This is a genomic window from Martinezella sp. CNPSo 3964, from assembly GCF_057784375.1.
In genome coordinates, this window is the sequence record NZ_JBXSOW010000014.1 from 45,563 (window position 1) to 60,492 (window position 14,930).

A 14,930-nucleotide genomic window follows, 5' to 3' on the forward strand; every position below is an offset into this window, starting at 1 on the left:
GCCCGCAAGAGCGGTGCTAATCCAGACGCGAAAAAACAGATGGAGTGCAGCTACCCATGACCTTGCCGATCCGCATTGCCCCTTCCATTCTCGCAGCAGACTTCGCCAAGCTCGGACAGGAAGTCAAGGATGTGACCGAAGCCGGAGCCGACTGGATCCATCTCGACGTCATGGATGGCCATTTCGTGCCGAATATTTCGTTCGGCGCCGATGTCATCAAGGCGCTTCGGCCCTATACGACAGCCACCTTCGACTGCCACCTGATGATCTCGCCCGCCGACCCCTATCTGGAGGCCTTCGCCAAGGCCGGCTGTGATCGCATCACGGTTCATGCCGAAGCCGGCGTGCATCTGCATCGCTCGCTGCAGACGATCCGCCATCTCGGCAAGAAGGTCGGCGTCACCCTCAATCCGGCAACGCCGCTTTCCATCTTGGAAAACGTGCTCGACGATATCGACCTGATCCTGATCATGTCCGTCAATCCCGGCTTCGGTGGCCAGAAGTTCATCCCCGCCATGGCCGACAAAATCCGCAACGCCAAGTCTATGATCGGTGACAGGCCGATCGAGCTCGAAGTCGATGGCGGCGTCTCGGTCGAGACCGCTCCGCTCATCACGGCGTCCGGCGCCAACGTCCTCGTGGCCGGCTCTGCCATCTTCAAGGGCGAATCGGTTGAAGCCTATCGCCAGACCGTTGGCGATCTCCGGGCTGCCGCCGAACGAGGCCGCGTTGGATCAAACTAATCCAACCAATGTCATTACAGCGACGGGCCGGACACGGTCCGTCGCCTCGCATTGTTTGGAAATCTTCGCTGGCGCCATCGGTTGGGGCGCGGCCATGGCCGCATCGGCACTTGCTGCCCTCTATTTGCGCAATGGCCTTCTGACCAGCCACCTCACCGCCCTCACGCTCGTCTATTTCTTTGGCGGCGCCCTTGCCTGGCCCGTTCTCGTGCCGCTTGCCCGGCGTTTCACCCGCCGGCGGCCGATCAGCGCCCGCTTCGCGGCCTTCTTCCTGGCGCTGTCCATCGGCACCGTGGCTATGACGGCATTTCTCTTCGCCATGGACTATCGCTGGTTCTATTCCCGCTGGCACGCGCCGTTCGGCTCACTCATCTGGACGTTCCAGTTTCTCTTCACCGGCGCCAGCGCCGTCTACCAGTTTGCCGTCCTCGGCCTCATCCTGTTTCTGCCGCTTGGCCTGCTATGCCTGATCGTCGTTTCGGCCTATCTTGCGCGACAAGTCCGTTGAGGCGCTCAAAAGACTGCTCCGACAAACATTGTGCCCATGAAACATTGTGATTGCCGCCCGTCTTTGTTATGGGGGCGCGCCGAGTTCTCCCTTTCCGTCAGCCAAGAAAGCTTTGAGCCTATGATCCCGCGCTACTCCCGACCGGAAATGGTCGCCATCTGGTCTCCCGAAACCAAATTCCGTATCTGGTTCGAGATCGAGGCCCATGCCTGCGACGCGCTGGCCGCTCTCGGCGTCATTCCGAAATCCGCAGCCGACACCATCTGGGAAAAGGGTGGCAAGGCGACCTTCGACGTCGCACGTATCGACGAGATCGAGGCCGTCACCAAGCACGACGTCATCGCATTCCTGACGCATCTGGCCGAAATCGTCGGCCCCGATGCCCGTTTCGTGCACCAGGGCATGACCTCGTCCGACGTGCTCGACACCTGCTTCAACGTCCAGCTCGTGCGCGCCAGCGACCTGCTGCTCGCCGATATCGACAAGCTGCTGGAGGCCCTGAAGCGCCGCGCTTTCGAGCATAAGGACACCGTGACCATCGGCCGTTCGCATGGCATCCACGCCGAACCCACCACCTTCGGCGTCAAGCTGGCGCTTGCCTATGCCGAATTCGAGCGCTGCAAGCAGCGCCTGATCGCCGCTCGCGAGGAAGTCGCCACCTGCGCCATCTCCGGCGCCGTCGGCACCTTCGCCAATATCGACCCACGCGTCGAAGAGCATGTCGCGGCCGCCCTCGGCCTGAAGCCGGAGCCGGTCTCGACCCAGGTCATCCCGCGCGACCGTCACGCGATGTTCTTCGCGACCCTCGGCGTCGTCGCCTCCTCGATCGAGCGTCTCGCCACCGAAATCCGCCATCTGCAGCGCACCGAAGTTCTGGAAGCGGAGGAATATTTCTCTCCGGGCCAGAAGGGCTCGTCCGCCATGCCGCACAAGCGCAATCCGGTGCTGACGGAAAACCTGACGGGTCTTGCCCGCATGGTCCGCTCCTACTCGATCCCGGCCATGGAGAACGTCGCCCTCTGGCATGAGCGCGATATCTCGCACTCGTCCGTCGAACGCATGATCGGCCCGGACGCGACCGTCACGCTCGATTTCGCGCTCGCCCGCATGACAAGCGTCATCGACAAGCTTCTCGTCTACCCGGACAATATGATGAAGAATCTGAACAAGTTCCGTGGACTTGTTCATTCGCAGCGCGTGCTGCTGGCCCTCACTCAGGCTGGCGTTTCCCGTGAGGATTCCTATCGCCTGGTCCAGCGCAACGCCATGAAGGTCTGGGAAGAAGGCAAGGATTTCCTCGAGGAACTACTCGCTGACCAGGAAGTGCGTGCGGCCCTTTCGGAAGAGGACATCCGCGAGAAGTTCGACCTTGGCTATCACACCAAGCATGTAGGCACGATCTTCAAGCGGGTTTTCGGCTAGAATTTCCCGTTTTCGATTGCGCTTTTCCTGAGGCGGTGCGGCTGACGCGCCGCCTCTTTCTTTTGTTCTCAGATTTGGTTGCGATAGCGCGATTATGCTCGATGCTGTCGCCAACCTTGCCTTTGTGCTGTTCATGGTGGCGCTTTGCCGCCTTCTCGACCAGCCAATCGAGGTGCTTCAGATCCTCTTCATCGAGGTTCTCGATTCCGACAAAGCGATTCTCGGCCGCGCTCGTCAGGATGAGTTCGTTGAGCTTGGCCTGGATGGCTCGCGTATCGCGCGTCTGCGCATTCTGGAGCAGAAAAACCATCAGGAAGGTGACAATCGTCGTACTGGTGTTGATGACCAGTTGCCATGTGTCCGAATAACCGAAGATCGGCCCAGTAGCGGCCCAGAGAACGACGGAGAGCAGGGCAAGCACGAAGATGGCCGGCTTGCCGGTCCATTCCGAAACAACGACTGCGAAGCGAGTGAAAATATGCGTAAGTCGCGCCATGATCCGCATCTCCTGATGATGCGGATCAACGTAGGAAACCGCGCCGCGGTTCCAACAATGGCGGCGCGTCGCCTATGTGGATCGCACTAGCACTTAGCCTTCAACCGCTACCAGCTTGCGATAGAGATGCCAGGACGCATGGCCAAGGACCGGCATGACGACGGCCAGCCCGGCAAAGATCGGGATAGTACCGATCACGAGCAGCGCCGTCACGATCAGGCCCCATACCGCAACAGGAACCGGATTGGTGAGCGTTGCCCGGATGCTGGCATCGATTGCGGCGACGACGCCGACATCACGGTCCAGCAGCAGCTGGAAGGTAATGACCGTTGTCGCCAGCGAGACGAGAGCGAAAATGAAGCCAATCAGATCGCCCCAGAACATCATCGCCATGCCCTCGCGCGTCGTCAGCACGCTCGAAATGAAGGAGGACAGCGTCGGCGGCACACCATCGCCGAAGTAGATGTAGTAGATATTCTGCGCCACGACGAGCCAGACGATGAAGAGCCCGAACAGCATGAGGCCGGCGACAATGATCGACGGCAAGGCCGACGAGAAGCGCACGTCGAATGCATGGCTCCAGGACGTATCGAGCCCCTTTTCCCGCCGCCGGCTGATCTCGTAGAGGCCGATGGCGGCCAGCGGCCCGAGCAGGGCAAAGCCGGACATCAGCGGAAACAGCAATGGTAGCAGGTTCTGATCCGTGCTCCAGATCGCCAATGCAATGCCGGCAATCGGATACATCAGGCACAAGAAGACATAATGCGATGGCTTTTCGCTGAAATCGTCCAGCCCCATCTTCAGGGCGTCGACGAGATCGGCGATACCGATCTTACGGATGGCGGGACGCGTAAACGTGTGATCCGCTCCGCCCATGACGTGAAAGGCCGTCATAATGCTCTCCTCCTCAACCGTGGTGCTCGGTTGGCGGTGCAAGATGGCGGCAAAATGGCTGCCGACATCGTCATTCGCTACCGGCAACGGCAATCCTAGCAAATTTTGCCGTAATTGTCGCCTTTTTCCCTTGACAGTTGGGTTCACCTTTTCCACATCGGCGAGATCATGAAAGCCTCCGACGCAAACATCCTCATCATCCCCGGCTATACCAATTCCGGCCCCGACCACTGGCAGACGCGCTGGGAGCAGAAGCTCTCCACCGCGCGGCGCGTGGAACAGGCGGAATGGTCGAAGCCCGTGCGCGATGATTGGGTGGCGCGCATTGCCGAAGAAGTGAATGCCTCGGACAAGCCCGTCGTACTGGTCGCGCATTCGCTCGGCGTTCCCTCGGTGATCCATGCGATCCCGCATTTTCGCAACAAGGTTGCAGGCGCCTTCTTCGTCGCGCCGCCCGATGTCGCCAATTCCGGGATTCGGCCGAAGCACCTGATGACATTCGGCCCCTACCCACGCGATCCCTTGCCGTTTCCGTCTATCACGATCGCCAGCCGCAACGATCCCTTCGGCAGCTACGAACATGCGGATGATATCGCCAACAGCTGGGGCTCAATGCTGATCGATGCCGGCGAGGCCGGCCATATCAATACCGAATCCGGCCACGGCCCCTGGCCTGAAGGCACGATGGTCTTTGCCAAGTTTCTCAGCCAGCTGAAGCCGTAGTATTATTGGTAAGCGATGATGGATAGAGGCATGCCTCGCCTCACTAGCCTGTGAAGTACCGGGCACCTTCATTCCATCGTCAGATAAAAGCCTGTAAAACAGGCCATGACAGCACCCCGATTCCCAGCATTGGCACCCCGCCGAGGCCGGAATTGCGAGGAAGGAGGCGCAGGCGGATTGTGAATTCGCTTCTTATCCGTTATGGGGACGCCCACATACGATCCACTTGCGCTGTCCCATGAGCGCCAAAGACAGAGAACAATACCAATGAACCGTCGCCGCCGTATTTACGAGGGCAAGGCCAAGATCCTTTACGAGGGGCCTGAGCCGGGCACGCTGATCCAGTTCTTCAAGGACGATGCCACCGCCTTCAACAAGAAGAAGCACGAAGTCATCGATGGCAAGGGTGTTCTGAACAATCGTATCTGCGAGTACATTTTCAGCCATCTGAACAAGATCGGCATTCCCACGCATTTCATCCGCCGCCTCAACATGCGCGAGCAGCTGATCAAGGAAGTGGAGATGATTCCGCTCGAGATCGTCGTGCGCAATGTCGCCGCCGGCTCGCTCTCCAAGCGCCTCGGCATCGAGGAAGGCGTTGTGCTGCCGCGCTCGATCATCGAATTTTATTACAAGTCCGACGCGCTCGAAGACCCGATGGTCTCCGAAGAGCATATCACGGCCTTCGGCTGGGCCAATCCTGCCGAGCTCGATGACATCATGGCGCTTGCCATCCGAGTTAACGACTTCATGACCGGCCTTTTCCTCGGCGTCGGCATCCAGCTCGTCGATTTCAAGATCGAATGCGGCCGCCTCTTCGAAGGCGACATGATGCGCATCATCCTCGCCGACGAAATTTCGCCGGACAGCTGCCGTCTCTGGGATATCGAAACCCATGAGAAGATGGACAAGGATCGCTTCCGTCGCGATATGGGCGGTCTGCTCGAAGCCTATTCCGAAGTCGCTCGCCGCCTCGGCATCATCAATGAAAACGAACCCGTGCGTGGCACGGGACCGGTTCTCGTCAAGTAAGTTCAGGAAGGACAATCGTGATCAAGGCTCGTGTAACCGTCACGCTGAAGAACGGCGTTCTCGATCCGCAGGGCAAGGCAATCGAAGGCGCGCTCGGCGCCCTCGGCTTTGACGGCGTCCATCAGGTTCGCCAGGGCAAGGTCTTCGATCTCGAGCTGGAAGGCACCGACAGGGCCAAGGCGGAAGCCGATCTGAAAGCCATGTGCGAAAAGCTTCTCGCCAATACGGTCATCGAGAACTTCAGCATTTCGATCGACTGATTGTCGTCCTTCGCGAGCCGTCCTTCCTTTGTCGGAGGCAATGGGGTATGGCTCACGAAGCAAATTCCAGCGATTACTCTTCGCCACTTGCGGGACCAGCATCATGAAATCAGCAGTCGTCCAACTCCCCGGCCTCAACCGTGACCGCGACATGATCGCGGCACTGACCAAGATTTCCGGCCATGCGCCTGTAACGGTCTGGCAGACGGAGACCGAGATCCCGGATGTCGACCTGATCGTCATTCCCGGCGGCTTCTCCTACGGCGATTATCTGCGTTGCGGCGCGATCGCCGCCCGCATGCCGATCATGCAGGCGATCAGGGACAAGGCCGACAAGGGCGTCAAGGTTTTGGGCGTCTGCAACGGTTTCCAGATCCTACTGGAAGCCGGCATGCTACCCGGCGCGCTGATGCGCAATGCCTCGCTGAAGTTCGTCTGCCGCGAGGTGAAGCTGGAAGTCGTCAATGCCGAAACGGACTTCACGGCCGCCTATGCCAAGGGTCAGGTCATCCGCAGCCCCGTTGCGCATCACGATGGCAACTATTTTGCCGATGCCGAAACGCTGAAGGCGATCGAGGATAATGGACAGGTGGTGTTCCGCTATGCCGAAGGCACCAACCCCAACGGCTCCGTCAACGACATTGCCGGCGTGATGAACGCCAAGGGCAACGTGCTCGGCATGATGCCGCATCCGGAAAACCTGATCGAGGCAGCCCATGGCGGCAGCGACGGCCGCGGCCTGTTTGCCTCCGCGCTCGGCGTGATCGCGGCCTGATAGGCCGTCCCGCTATCGGAACCTTAAAATCGGCGTCTTTGAATAGAACAGCAGGGCGCCGGAAAGTGATCCGGCATCTTCGGCAGACCAGCCCTAACCGCTTCATTGGAAAGAGATTGATGCGCCCTCGCCTCCCGACAGGACTTTATTCCGCCGCTGCCATCGCGATGCTTGGGCTGCTGGTCACCTCGTGCGGCCCGCGTCCGCCGAGCATCACCGCGACCGATCACAGCGCGCTGTCGACGATGGAGCGCATCATGCTCAATGCCAATGCCTGCTGGTTCAAGTCTTCGGACCCGGCCTTTGCCAGCTATCAGCTCGCTCCCGAGCTCAATTCCTTCACCGGTCGCCCGCGCATCCTCGTGGTCGACAAGAAACATCCGACCGGCCGGCCGTCGCTCGTTGTGCAAGCGGAAGGCAATCCCGCGCAGCTGCAGGCCTTCGGTCCGATGATGTCAGGCGCTTCCGGCGGCCGCATCACGGGTGACGTCAATCGCTGGGCTGGTGGCTCCAAGGCTTGCAGCTAGGTCGACGGCCCTAGGCTTTCCGCTTCTCGGGGAAGCCTCGCAGCCAGCGCATGACGTGCCCTTTACCCAGGGATCATTGTCATGGACAGGTTTATCATTCTTTCCGGCTGCTCCGGCGGCGGTAAATCCACGCTCTTAGAGGCGCTCAAGCTCCGCGGTTACCACATCGTCGAGGAACCAGGCCGCCGCATCGTCATCGAGGAATTGCAAGGCGATGGATCGGCCTTGCCGTGGGTCGATGCGCCGGCATTCGCACGTAGGGCAATCGCCATGTCGCTAAAGGATCGCGAAGACGCAACCGCGTTCCCGGGTACTGTCTTCTTTGACAGGGGGCTGATCGATGCAGCATCGGCACTCGAACACATGACGGGCGAGCCCGTCTTGGCGTCGCTCGGCCGAATGCATCGCTACAGCAGACATGTCTTCCTGACGCCGCCCTGGCCGGAGATCTATGTCGGCGATCGCGAACGGAGGCACGATTTCTCGGCCGCCGTCTCGGAATATGACCGGCTGAGCGCTGCCTACCCAACACTTGGCTACGAAATTCATGTTCTGCCGAAAGTCAGCGTCGGGGAACGTGCGGACTTCGTTCTTTCCATTCTGGGACTTGGGTAGGCAGCGCAGGCCGCGCCTGATGTTGGGCAGGCCTGCTTGACAACCCCATCAATCCCAAAAGAACGACTTTTTGACTTCCTTGGCTGCCTCGCGGCGCGTCAGGCCGATGTCGCACAATTGATCGTCCGTCAAATCTCGTAGGACCTGCCGGCTTTCGCGCTTCTCCAGCCAATGCAGGTATAATGTCCAAAGCCGACGAACTACATGCGGCCTTGGCTCTGCCGCTGTAATCCCCATGCCCACCGAACGGGCTTCTCGCGCCTCGGTCGAGCAGATTGTATCTATTGTACTCATATTCATTTCCATAGAACGGTGACAATTATGATGCATCGAGCCAAACGATACAAATTGACTCATACTCTTGACTCGACAACAGGGACAATCTAGGAAATTGTCATTATGACAAATTGGCTCCCTGACATTTCCAGTGGCAACGGACCGGTCTATATCCGCGTTGCCGACAGCATCGAGAACGCGATCACGCACGGCGTTCTGCCACCCGGCACCAAGCTGCCGCCACAACGCAATCTCGCCTACGATATCGGTGTGACCATCGGCACCGTGAGTAGAGCCTATGCACTTGTGCATGAACGCGGCCTCGTAGCTGGCGAGGTCGGCCGCGGCACCTATGTTCTGGAGCGCTCGAACGGCAAGCAGATCGAGCTCGTCGATCCCATCACCCAAGCACTCTCCGGCACTCGCGGCCTGAATACGCCTGACGCCAAGATCCGCTTCGACACCACTGCCGCTCCTGACATCGGGCAGGGTGCGATCATCGGCAAGCTCTTCGCCGACATCAGCAGCGAGCACCAGACGGAGATCTCCTCCTATTCGAGGAACTTCCCGGCGAGCTGGTTTGAAGCGGGACAGATCTGGCTTGCCCGAAACGGCTGGCAGCCGGCAATCGAGACAATCGTACCGACACTCGGTGCCCATGCCGGCGCCATTGCCGTCATTTCAGCCGTCACCTCGCCGGGCGACAAGATCGTCTTCGAGAACCTGACCTATACGCAGATCAGCCGCGCCGCGCGCCTGCTCGGACGCCGCACGATCCTGGTGGATTCGGACGAGCACGGCATGATCCCCGAGGATTTTGAGCGCCTGTGCCAGCAGCAGCACCCGCGCCTCGCCTTCCTGATGCCGACAGCCCACAATCCCACGCTGGTGACAATGCCGGAGGCAAGACGCCGGGCGATTGCCGCGATTGCGCGCCGGCACAGCGTCTGGCTGATCGAGGACGATCTGTATGGCGGCATGACCGGCGACCAGAACCCGCTTATGGCCACCATTGCGCCGGAGCGAACTTTCGTCGTCAGCAGCCTGTCAAAATCCGTAACGGCTGGCGTGCGCGGCGGCTGGGTCGCCTGCCCGCCGCATTTCGCCCAGCGCATCAAGGTCACCCATAAGATGACGACCGGCGGTCTGCCGTTCATTCTGGCCGAAACCTGTGCCCGGCTCGTGCTGGGCGGCCATGCCTTGGAACTGCGTCGCAGATCTGTCGAGGAGATCAAGGCCCGCGAGCAATTGGCGCGCGAGGCATTATCAGGCTTCGAGTTCAACTCGCATCCGCATCTGCCGTTCCTGTGGCTGAAGCTGCCTGAACCCTGGCTGTCAGGCACATTCAAGAACGCTGCCCTCTCGGAAGGCGTGCTCATTGATGACGAAGATGAATTTAAGGCGGCCCGAATCGACAGGGTTTTCCACAGGGTCCGCGTCGCTTTTTCGTCACCGCCACAGCGAGAAGATGTCGCCATGGGCTTCATGACTTTACGCAGGTTGTTGGAAAACGGCTCATCAGGATACGATAGTCACATTTAAGCAAGCCTTATCAATTTATCGACAGACATCTTGCGCAATTGCGATTTCGCTATCTCGACACTTAGCACGCTACCATTCTATCAATAAAGAATGAGGATTCGCCCGCCACACCAGGGGGAGTGCATGGCTATTGCAGGCTTTTTGAGCAAGCGTTTAGTTTCGAGTTTTCTGGTAGTCAGTTCGGTATTTGTGGCAGGTCAATCGGCCGCAACCGCTGCAGACACGGTGGTGGCTACTCCTGCCCCTCAAGTCAAAATTTTCGACGAACTCCGTTTCGGTGCAAGCGGCTCCATCCAGAGCGGCAACGAGCACGAGAGCGGCGTATTCCCGGATGTCCAGGTACTCTTCAATCCGTTCGGCTATAATCCTACTGCCGACTGGAAGGATCAGCTAACCCATCCGCGTATTCACGTCGGCACATCGATCGGCACTTCAGGCTCCGCGACGCAGGTGTATGGTGGCCTCTCCTGGACGCTCACCCACAGCAACGGCATCTTCACCGAACTCGGCTTTGGCGGCACGGTGCACACTGGCAATCTGGACGATTGGAGAGAACACGGGCCGATGCTCGGCTGTCGCTTGCTCTTCCACGAATATGCCGGCCTCGGCTACAATTTCGACGACCACTGGAACGTGATGGCGCAGATCGCGCACTCGTCGCACGCCAATCTCTGTGACGGACCTAACGGTGGCATGACGCGCGCCGGCATCATGGTCGGCTACAAGTTCTGATCTCGCATGGCGGTCGGCGATGGCCGCGCGCTTGATTTCCCCAGCATCAATACCGGCGTGTTGTGAGCGCCGGTGATTTTCCTGTCGCACGACAGGTTGACTTGCGCTAAAGAGACCACGATCCCCTGACCGGCCTTCAAACCCTTTCCAGGCAAGGACCCTCGAGCGCCCATGACCATTTCCAATTCGATCCAGATCACCCCCGAACTGATTGCCGCCCACGGCCTCAAGCCGGATGAATATCAGCGCATTCTGGATCTGATCGGCCGCGAGCCTTCCTTCACCGAGCTCGGCATCTTCTCGGCCATGTGGAACGAGCACTGCTCGTACAAATCCTCCAAGAAGTGGCTCCGCACCCTGCCGACCAAGGGACCGCGCGTCATCCAGGGTCCCGGCGAAAATGCCGGTGTCGTCGATATCGATGACGGCGACTGCGTCGTCTTCAAGATGGAGAGCCATAACCACCCGTCCTACATCGAGCCTTATCAGGGCGCTGCGACCGGCGTCGGCGGCATCCTTCGCGATGTCTTCACCATGGGCGCCCGCCCTGTTGCCGCCATGAACGCCCTGCGCTTCGGCGAGCCGGATCATCCGAAGACCCGCCACCTCGTCTCTGGCGTCGTTGCCGGCGTCGGCGGCTATGGCAATTCCTTCGGCGTTCCGACTGTCGGCGGCGAAGTCGAGTTCGATGCACGCTACAACGGCAATATTCTGGTCAACGCCTTCGCGGCCGGCCTTGCCAAGTCCAATGCGATTTTCCTGTCGGAGGCCAAGGGTGTCGGCCTGCCGGTCGTCTATCTCGGCGCCAAGACCGGCCGCGACGGTGTCGGCGGCGCGACCATGGCTTCGGCGGAATTCGACGAATCGATCGAGGAAAAGCGCCCGACCGTTCAGGTTGGCGACCCCTTCACCGAAAAGTGCCTGCTGGAAGCCTGCCTGGAACTGATGCAGACGGGCGCCGTCATCGCCATCCAGGACATGGGTGCGGCCGGCCTCACCTGCTCCGCTGTCGAAATGGGCGCCAAGGGCGATCTCGGCATCGAACTCGATCTCGACAAGGTGCCGGTGCGCGAAGAGCAGATGACGGCCTATGAAATGATGCTGTCGGAAAGCCAGGAGCGCATGCTCATGGTGCTGCAGCCGGAAAAGGAAGCCGTCGCCAAGGCGATCTTCGTCAAGTGGGGCCTGGATTTCGCCATCGTCGGCAAGACGACCGACGACCTGCGTTTCCGCGTCATCCATCAGGCCGAGGAAGTCGCCAACCTGCCGATCAAGGATCTCGGCGATCAGGCGCCGGAATATGACCGCCCCTGGCGCGAATCCGACAAGCGCGCCGCCCTGCCCGCCGATCTCGTGGCAGCTCCCGAAGATTACGGCCAGGTACTGCTAAAGCTCGTTGGTTCCGCCAATCAGTCCAGCCGCCGCTGGGTCTACGAACAATACGACACGCTGATTCAGGGCAACTCGTTGCAACTGCCCGGCGGTGATGCCGGCGTCGTCCGCGTCGAAGGCCATCCGAGCAAGGCTCTCGCCTTCTCCTCCGACGTCACGCCGCGTTATGTCGAAGCCGATCCGTTCGAAGGCGGCAAGCAGGCGGTAGCGGAATGCTGGCGCAACATTACGGCAACCGGCGCCGAGCCGCTGGCCGCAACGGACAATCTGAACTTCGGCAACCCGGAAAAGCCTGAGATCATGGGCCAATTCGTCGGCGCCATTAAGGGTATCGGCGAAGCCTGCCGCGCGCTGGATTTCCCGATCGTTTCCGGCAACGTCTCGCTTTACAACGAAACCAACGGTGTCGCTATCCTGCCGACCCCGACCATTGCCGGCGTCGGCCTGCTGCCGGATTGGAAGGCGATGGCTCGCATCGGTTCCGCTTCGGAAGGCGATCATGTCGTCATGATCGGCCTCGACGGCAGCCATCTCGGCTCTTCGATCTATCTTCGCGATATCATCGGCTCGACCGACGGCCCGGCTCCGGAAGTTGATCTCTTTGCCGAACGCCGCAATGGCGATTTCATCCGCTCCGCCATCCGCAATGGTCAGGTCACGGCCTGCCACGACATCTCATCCGGCGGTCTCGCACTCGCCCTGGCAGAAATGGCGATGGCATCGGGCAAGGGCCTGCGCATCAACCTCAGCGAAGGACGGACGCTACCGCATGCAGCACTTTTCGGGGAAGATCAGGCCCGCTACGTGATCGCGGTTCCGGCCGATGTCGCTGATTTCGTCTGCATCAACGCAGAAAGTGCAGGCGTACCCTTCCGCCGTCTCGGTACGGTCGGCGGTGACGCGCTCGTTGTCGATGGGCTGTTAACGCTTCCGGTTGAACAGTTGCGCGAGGCGCATGAATCGTGGTTTCCTGCCTTCATGGACGGCAGCGCGCTCGCTGCCGCTGAATAATCGAGGTACCACTCATGCCCATGAACCCCGGCGACATCGAAGACATGATCAAGGCCGGCATTCCCGGCGCCAAGGTGACGATTCGCGACCTGGCCGGGGATGGCGATCATTACGCAGCCGAAGTTGTCGCGGAAGCCTTCCGCGGCAAGAGCCGCGTGCAGCAGCACCAGATGGTCTATGATGCCCTGAAGGGTAATATGGGCGGCGTGCTGCACGCCCTTGCGCTACAGACGTCAGCGCCCGACTGAGAGCGCCTGCGCCTCTTCGCCGGGGTTGAAGCTCAGCTCCGGCATTCTCTTCGGTGAGAATTCAGCGAAATCCGAGGCCGGCAGCGGACCGGCCGTCATCAGCGTGAAATCGAAGAATGCCCTTACATCGGGGCCGAGCACATATTGCCGGTGAACCCGCAGGAAATCGCGCTTGATCTTCTTGTAATGCTTCTCCGACAACATCTGCTTGAACCGCACGAAGAGGATCGAAGCCTGCCGAGCATCCTCATGCCCGCAAACGGCGGCGACCTTTGTCTTGTAAAAATGGATCGCATCGGTCAGACAGTGCACGTCGAGCCAGAAGATCTCCTTGCAGCGCGCGATCAACCCCACGCGTGAGCGCAGCACCTGTGCCGGCCGCATGAGGGCGCATTGCAGGATAGCGCTGCCGAGCGTCGTAAACACCACGCGCTTGCCCTGCAGCAATTCCGGCTCGCGCTCAAGCAACAGGCCGACCACGTGAGCTGCCACGGACGAGCCCATGCTATGCGAGGAGATGACGAATTCTTCGACGTCGGGCTCATCCAAGGCTTGCCGGACGCTGATGGCGCTCGCTTCCAGCCATTGTTCGGCGCCGATTCCGTTCAACCCTGCCATCGCGACCGCCATCTCCCAGTCGGAGAAAAGGTGCAGAGTATGCAGCTTCTCGGCCTGCGGCAGGAAGACATAGACGAAGAAGAAGACCGCGAGCGCGATGCTGCCGATATGACTCCACGCCGGCAGCCCGAAGAGGAATGGCGTAAATGCGATCGACAGGCTGAGAATCAACCCTGCGAGCATCAGCAGAAAGGGAAAGATGAAGAACAGGCCGAAGCGCCACGCATGGCGGAAATAACCGGTCATGCCGCCCGAAATGGCAACTCTTGCGGCAGCTAGATAGCCCTGCATGAGCCGCGTGAAGAATGGCCTGCCGTTCAGGACGGCAACCAGATCATTATGGTCGATGACATGAATGCGGCTTTGGGTATGCCAGCCCGCCGCCGTCGCCATGACGTCGAAGTACGGCGCCCGACCGAAATTCTTCAACTCATCTACGGAGACGGAAAAATCCCAGGCGGCGGCACTCTGCCGGGCTGAACGCTCATAGCGAGCCCGATGCGCGGCAGCATCCAGCGGCTCGAAGCCAGGGAAGTGGAGAACCACCCTCTTCTTGATAGGATTCATATTGTAGTCTGTCCCCGGGGCGCCAGCATCAGTCATAAGAAGTGGAGATCGCCATGAACACACCCTGCCGGCTTTTTCATGGCAGACTGCAACAAATCATCCGAAAAACAAAAAGATAGGCACAAACGTTTACAACCATGTCAACCCGCATAACGGACGCACAATCGTCCCCGGCCAGCTTGCTCGCCGTGCCAAGGGGTAAAAACTCCACGGTTCCGACATGTCAGCACTCCCGGCCCGGATATGGGGAGACTTCAGCACAAGGGTCCACCGGCGGTGCCGTCATGATTTTCTCGACTATCGGCGGCATGGCTGGTTGCGGCGTCGGTGCGGTCGAGGCACGATAGCCGAAGGCCATGCTGAGAATGAGCACGATCGCACCCACGGTCACAGTGCTGTTTAGGATCGATGCCCGTGGCGTGCGCACATGCTCGTAATATTCCCGCTCGCCTTCACTCGTATCTTCAGAGCTATAAAATTCCCGCTCTTCACCAACCTGCCCGTCTGAATAGTGATGGTGGCTCATGGAGTCCGCTCCCTCAAAAATGC

The 14,930-nt window shown here is 59.9% G+C and carries 18 protein-coding genes; 13 read left to right on the plus strand and 5 right to left on the minus strand.

From position 1 onward, the window contains the following. Positions 1–56: 56 nt before the first annotated feature. The 3 genes from rpe (at position 57) to purB (ending at position 2,673) form a co-directional block, all read left to right on the plus strand. The gene (gene rpe, locus AC13Q5_RS30460) at positions 57–743 is read left to right on the plus strand and encodes a ribulose-phosphate 3-epimerase (protein ID WP_075850625.1); all 687 of its coding nucleotides are present in this window, start codon (positions 57–59) and stop codon (positions 741–743) included. A 94-nt stretch (positions 744–837) separates the two neighbouring features. Next, the gene (locus AC13Q5_RS30465; RefSeq protein WP_488504214.1) at positions 838–1,251 is read left to right on the plus strand and encodes a hypothetical protein; all 414 of its coding nucleotides are present in this window, start codon (positions 838–840) and stop codon (positions 1,249–1,251) included. Positions 1,252–1,371: 120 nt separating this feature from the next. Continuing rightward, positions 1,372–2,673 carry an adenylosuccinate lyase gene (purB, locus tag AC13Q5_RS30470; RefSeq protein ID WP_488504215.1) on the plus strand — a complete coding sequence of 434 codons (1,302 nt, stop codon included), beginning with the start codon at positions 1,372–1,374 and terminating at the stop codon, positions 2,671–2,673. Here the strand turns inward: purB and AC13Q5_RS30475 are convergent. Both AC13Q5_RS30475 and AC13Q5_RS30480 read right to left on the minus strand, forming a co-directional pair. Further along, on the minus strand, positions 2,654–3,169 hold the full coding sequence (locus AC13Q5_RS30475) for a low affinity iron permease family protein (protein ID WP_457881144.1): 516 nt from the start codon (positions 3,167–3,169) through the stop codon (positions 2,654–2,656). The genes purB and AC13Q5_RS30475 overlap by 20 nt on opposite strands. A gap of 93 nt (positions 3,170–3,262) precedes the next feature. Then, positions 3,263–4,063: a DUF2189 domain-containing protein gene (locus AC13Q5_RS30480; RefSeq protein WP_075851822.1), complete on the minus strand. Its 801-nt coding sequence runs from the start codon at positions 4,061–4,063 to the stop codon at positions 3,263–3,265. 168 nt (positions 4,064–4,231) lie between these two features. On the opposite strand from AC13Q5_RS30480, the gene AC13Q5_RS30485 reads away from it, so the two are divergent. The 6 genes from AC13Q5_RS30485 (at position 4,232) to AC13Q5_RS30510 (ending at position 7,995) form a co-directional block, all read left to right on the plus strand. Beyond that, positions 4,232–4,786 carry an RBBP9/YdeN family alpha/beta hydrolase gene (locus tag AC13Q5_RS30485; protein WP_075851823.1) on the plus strand — a complete coding sequence of 185 codons (555 nt, stop codon included), beginning with the start codon at positions 4,232–4,234 and terminating at the stop codon, positions 4,784–4,786. A 267-nt stretch (positions 4,787–5,053) separates the two neighbouring features. Further along, entirely contained in the window at positions 5,054–5,818 is a 765-nt protein-coding gene (gene purC / locus AC13Q5_RS30490; RefSeq protein WP_004108877.1) for a phosphoribosylaminoimidazolesuccinocarboxamide synthase, read from the plus strand. Between the two features lie 17 nt (positions 5,819–5,835). Then, positions 5,836–6,078, plus strand: coding sequence for a phosphoribosylformylglycinamidine synthase subunit PurS (purS, locus tag AC13Q5_RS30495; protein WP_075850629.1), 243 nt, complete (start codon positions 5,836–5,838; stop codon positions 6,076–6,078). Between the two features lie 103 nt (positions 6,079–6,181). After that, positions 6,182–6,853, plus strand: coding sequence for a phosphoribosylformylglycinamidine synthase subunit PurQ (gene purQ / locus AC13Q5_RS30500; protein ID WP_113229767.1), 672 nt, complete (start codon positions 6,182–6,184; stop codon positions 6,851–6,853). Positions 6,854–6,972: 119 nt separating this feature from the next. Further along, positions 6,973–7,380, plus strand: a complete 408-nt coding sequence (locus tag AC13Q5_RS30505) for a hypothetical protein (protein WP_075850631.1) — start codon at positions 6,973–6,975, stop codon at positions 7,378–7,380. A gap of 81 nt (positions 7,381–7,461) precedes the next feature. Continuing rightward, on the plus strand, positions 7,462–7,995 hold the full coding sequence (locus tag AC13Q5_RS30510; protein WP_488504217.1) for an AAA family ATPase: 534 nt from the start codon (positions 7,462–7,464) through the stop codon (positions 7,993–7,995). 48 nt (positions 7,996–8,043) lie between these two features. On the opposite strand, the gene AC13Q5_RS30515 is transcribed toward AC13Q5_RS30510, so the two are convergent. Next, complete coding sequence (locus AC13Q5_RS30515) at positions 8,044–8,352, minus strand: DUF1127 domain-containing protein (RefSeq protein WP_457881142.1); 309 nt, start codon at positions 8,350–8,352, stop codon at positions 8,044–8,046. Positions 8,353–8,394: 42 nt separating this feature from the next. Between AC13Q5_RS30515 and AC13Q5_RS30520 the strand changes: the two genes are divergently transcribed. From AC13Q5_RS30520 to AC13Q5_RS30535, 4 genes are all read left to right on the plus strand, one after another. Next, complete coding sequence (locus tag AC13Q5_RS30520; protein WP_075850634.1) at positions 8,395–9,813, plus strand: aminotransferase-like domain-containing protein; 1,419 nt, start codon at positions 8,395–8,397, stop codon at positions 9,811–9,813. Positions 9,814–9,936: 123 nt separating this feature from the next. Further along, the gene (locus tag AC13Q5_RS30525) at positions 9,937–10,545 is read left to right on the plus strand and encodes an acyloxyacyl hydrolase (protein ID WP_075850635.1); all 609 of its coding nucleotides are present in this window, start codon (positions 9,937–9,939) and stop codon (positions 10,543–10,545) included. Positions 10,546–10,716: 171 nt separating this feature from the next. After that, complete coding sequence (gene purL, locus AC13Q5_RS30530) at positions 10,717–12,948, plus strand: phosphoribosylformylglycinamidine synthase subunit PurL (RefSeq protein WP_488504218.1); 2,232 nt, start codon at positions 10,717–10,719, stop codon at positions 12,946–12,948. Positions 12,949–12,962: 14 nt separating this feature from the next. Beyond that, the gene (locus tag AC13Q5_RS30535) at positions 12,963–13,196 is read left to right on the plus strand and encodes a BolA family protein (RefSeq protein ID WP_004108912.1); all 234 of its coding nucleotides are present in this window, start codon (positions 12,963–12,965) and stop codon (positions 13,194–13,196) included. Here AC13Q5_RS30535 and AC13Q5_RS30540 read toward each other — a convergent pair. Together AC13Q5_RS30540 and AC13Q5_RS30545 are read right to left on the minus strand one after the other, a co-directional pair. Beyond that, on the minus strand, positions 13,182–14,381 hold the full coding sequence (locus AC13Q5_RS30540) for a hypothetical protein (protein WP_488504219.1): 1,200 nt from the start codon (positions 14,379–14,381) through the stop codon (positions 13,182–13,184). The genes AC13Q5_RS30535 and AC13Q5_RS30540 overlap by 15 nt on opposite strands. Positions 14,382–14,604: 223 nt before the next feature. Beyond that, positions 14,605–14,907, minus strand: a complete 303-nt coding sequence (locus AC13Q5_RS30545) for a hypothetical protein (RefSeq protein ID WP_457881139.1) — start codon at positions 14,905–14,907, stop codon at positions 14,605–14,607. Positions 14,908–14,930 lie beyond the last annotated feature (23 nt).

What these genes read in the sequence shown, in the direction of transcription:
- purQ (WP_113229767.1), top strand. Translation starts at nt 6,182, where the DNA reads ATGAAATCAGCAGTCGTCCAACTCCCCGGCCTCAACCGTGACCGCGAC.
- AC13Q5_RS30545 (WP_457881139.1), bottom strand. Translation starts at nt 14,907, where the DNA reads ATGAGCCACCATCACTATTCAGACGGGCAGGTTGGTGAAGAGCGGGAA.
- AC13Q5_RS30480 (WP_075851822.1), bottom strand. Translation starts at nt 4,063, where the DNA reads ATGACGGCCTTTCACGTCATGGGCGGAGCGGATCACACGTTTACGCGT.
- AC13Q5_RS30505 (WP_075850631.1), top strand. Translation starts at nt 6,973, where the DNA reads ATGCGCCCTCGCCTCCCGACAGGACTTTATTCCGCCGCTGCCATCGCG.
- AC13Q5_RS30485 (WP_075851823.1), top strand. Translation starts at nt 4,232, where the DNA reads ATGAAAGCCTCCGACGCAAACATCCTCATCATCCCCGGCTATACCAAT.
- AC13Q5_RS30515 (WP_457881142.1), bottom strand. Translation starts at nt 8,352, where the DNA reads ATGAGTCAATTTGTATCGTTTGGCTCGATGCATCATAATTGTCACCGT.
- AC13Q5_RS30465 (WP_488504214.1), top strand. Translation starts at nt 838, where the DNA reads ATGGCCGCATCGGCACTTGCTGCCCTCTATTTGCGCAATGGCCTTCTG.
- purL (WP_488504218.1), top strand. Translation starts at nt 10,717, where the DNA reads ATGACCATTTCCAATTCGATCCAGATCACCCCCGAACTGATTGCCGCC.
- purB (WP_488504215.1), top strand. Translation starts at nt 1,372, where the DNA reads ATGATCCCGCGCTACTCCCGACCGGAAATGGTCGCCATCTGGTCTCCC.
- AC13Q5_RS30535 (WP_004108912.1), top strand. Translation starts at nt 12,963, where the DNA reads ATGCCCATGAACCCCGGCGACATCGAAGACATGATCAAGGCCGGCATT.
- AC13Q5_RS30540 (WP_488504219.1), bottom strand. Translation starts at nt 14,381, where the DNA reads ATGAATCCTATCAAGAAGAGGGTGGTTCTCCACTTCCCTGGCTTCGAG.
- rpe (WP_075850625.1), top strand. Translation starts at nt 57, where the DNA reads ATGACCTTGCCGATCCGCATTGCCCCTTCCATTCTCGCAGCAGACTTC.
- purC (WP_004108877.1), top strand. Translation starts at nt 5,054, where the DNA reads ATGAACCGTCGCCGCCGTATTTACGAGGGCAAGGCCAAGATCCTTTAC.
- AC13Q5_RS30520 (WP_075850634.1), top strand. Translation starts at nt 8,395, where the DNA reads ATGACAAATTGGCTCCCTGACATTTCCAGTGGCAACGGACCGGTCTAT.
- AC13Q5_RS30525 (WP_075850635.1), top strand. Translation starts at nt 9,937, where the DNA reads ATGGCTATTGCAGGCTTTTTGAGCAAGCGTTTAGTTTCGAGTTTTCTG.
- AC13Q5_RS30475 (WP_457881144.1), bottom strand. Translation starts at nt 3,169, where the DNA reads ATGGCGCGACTTACGCATATTTTCACTCGCTTCGCAGTCGTTGTTTCG.
- AC13Q5_RS30510 (WP_488504217.1), top strand. Translation starts at nt 7,462, where the DNA reads ATGGACAGGTTTATCATTCTTTCCGGCTGCTCCGGCGGCGGTAAATCC.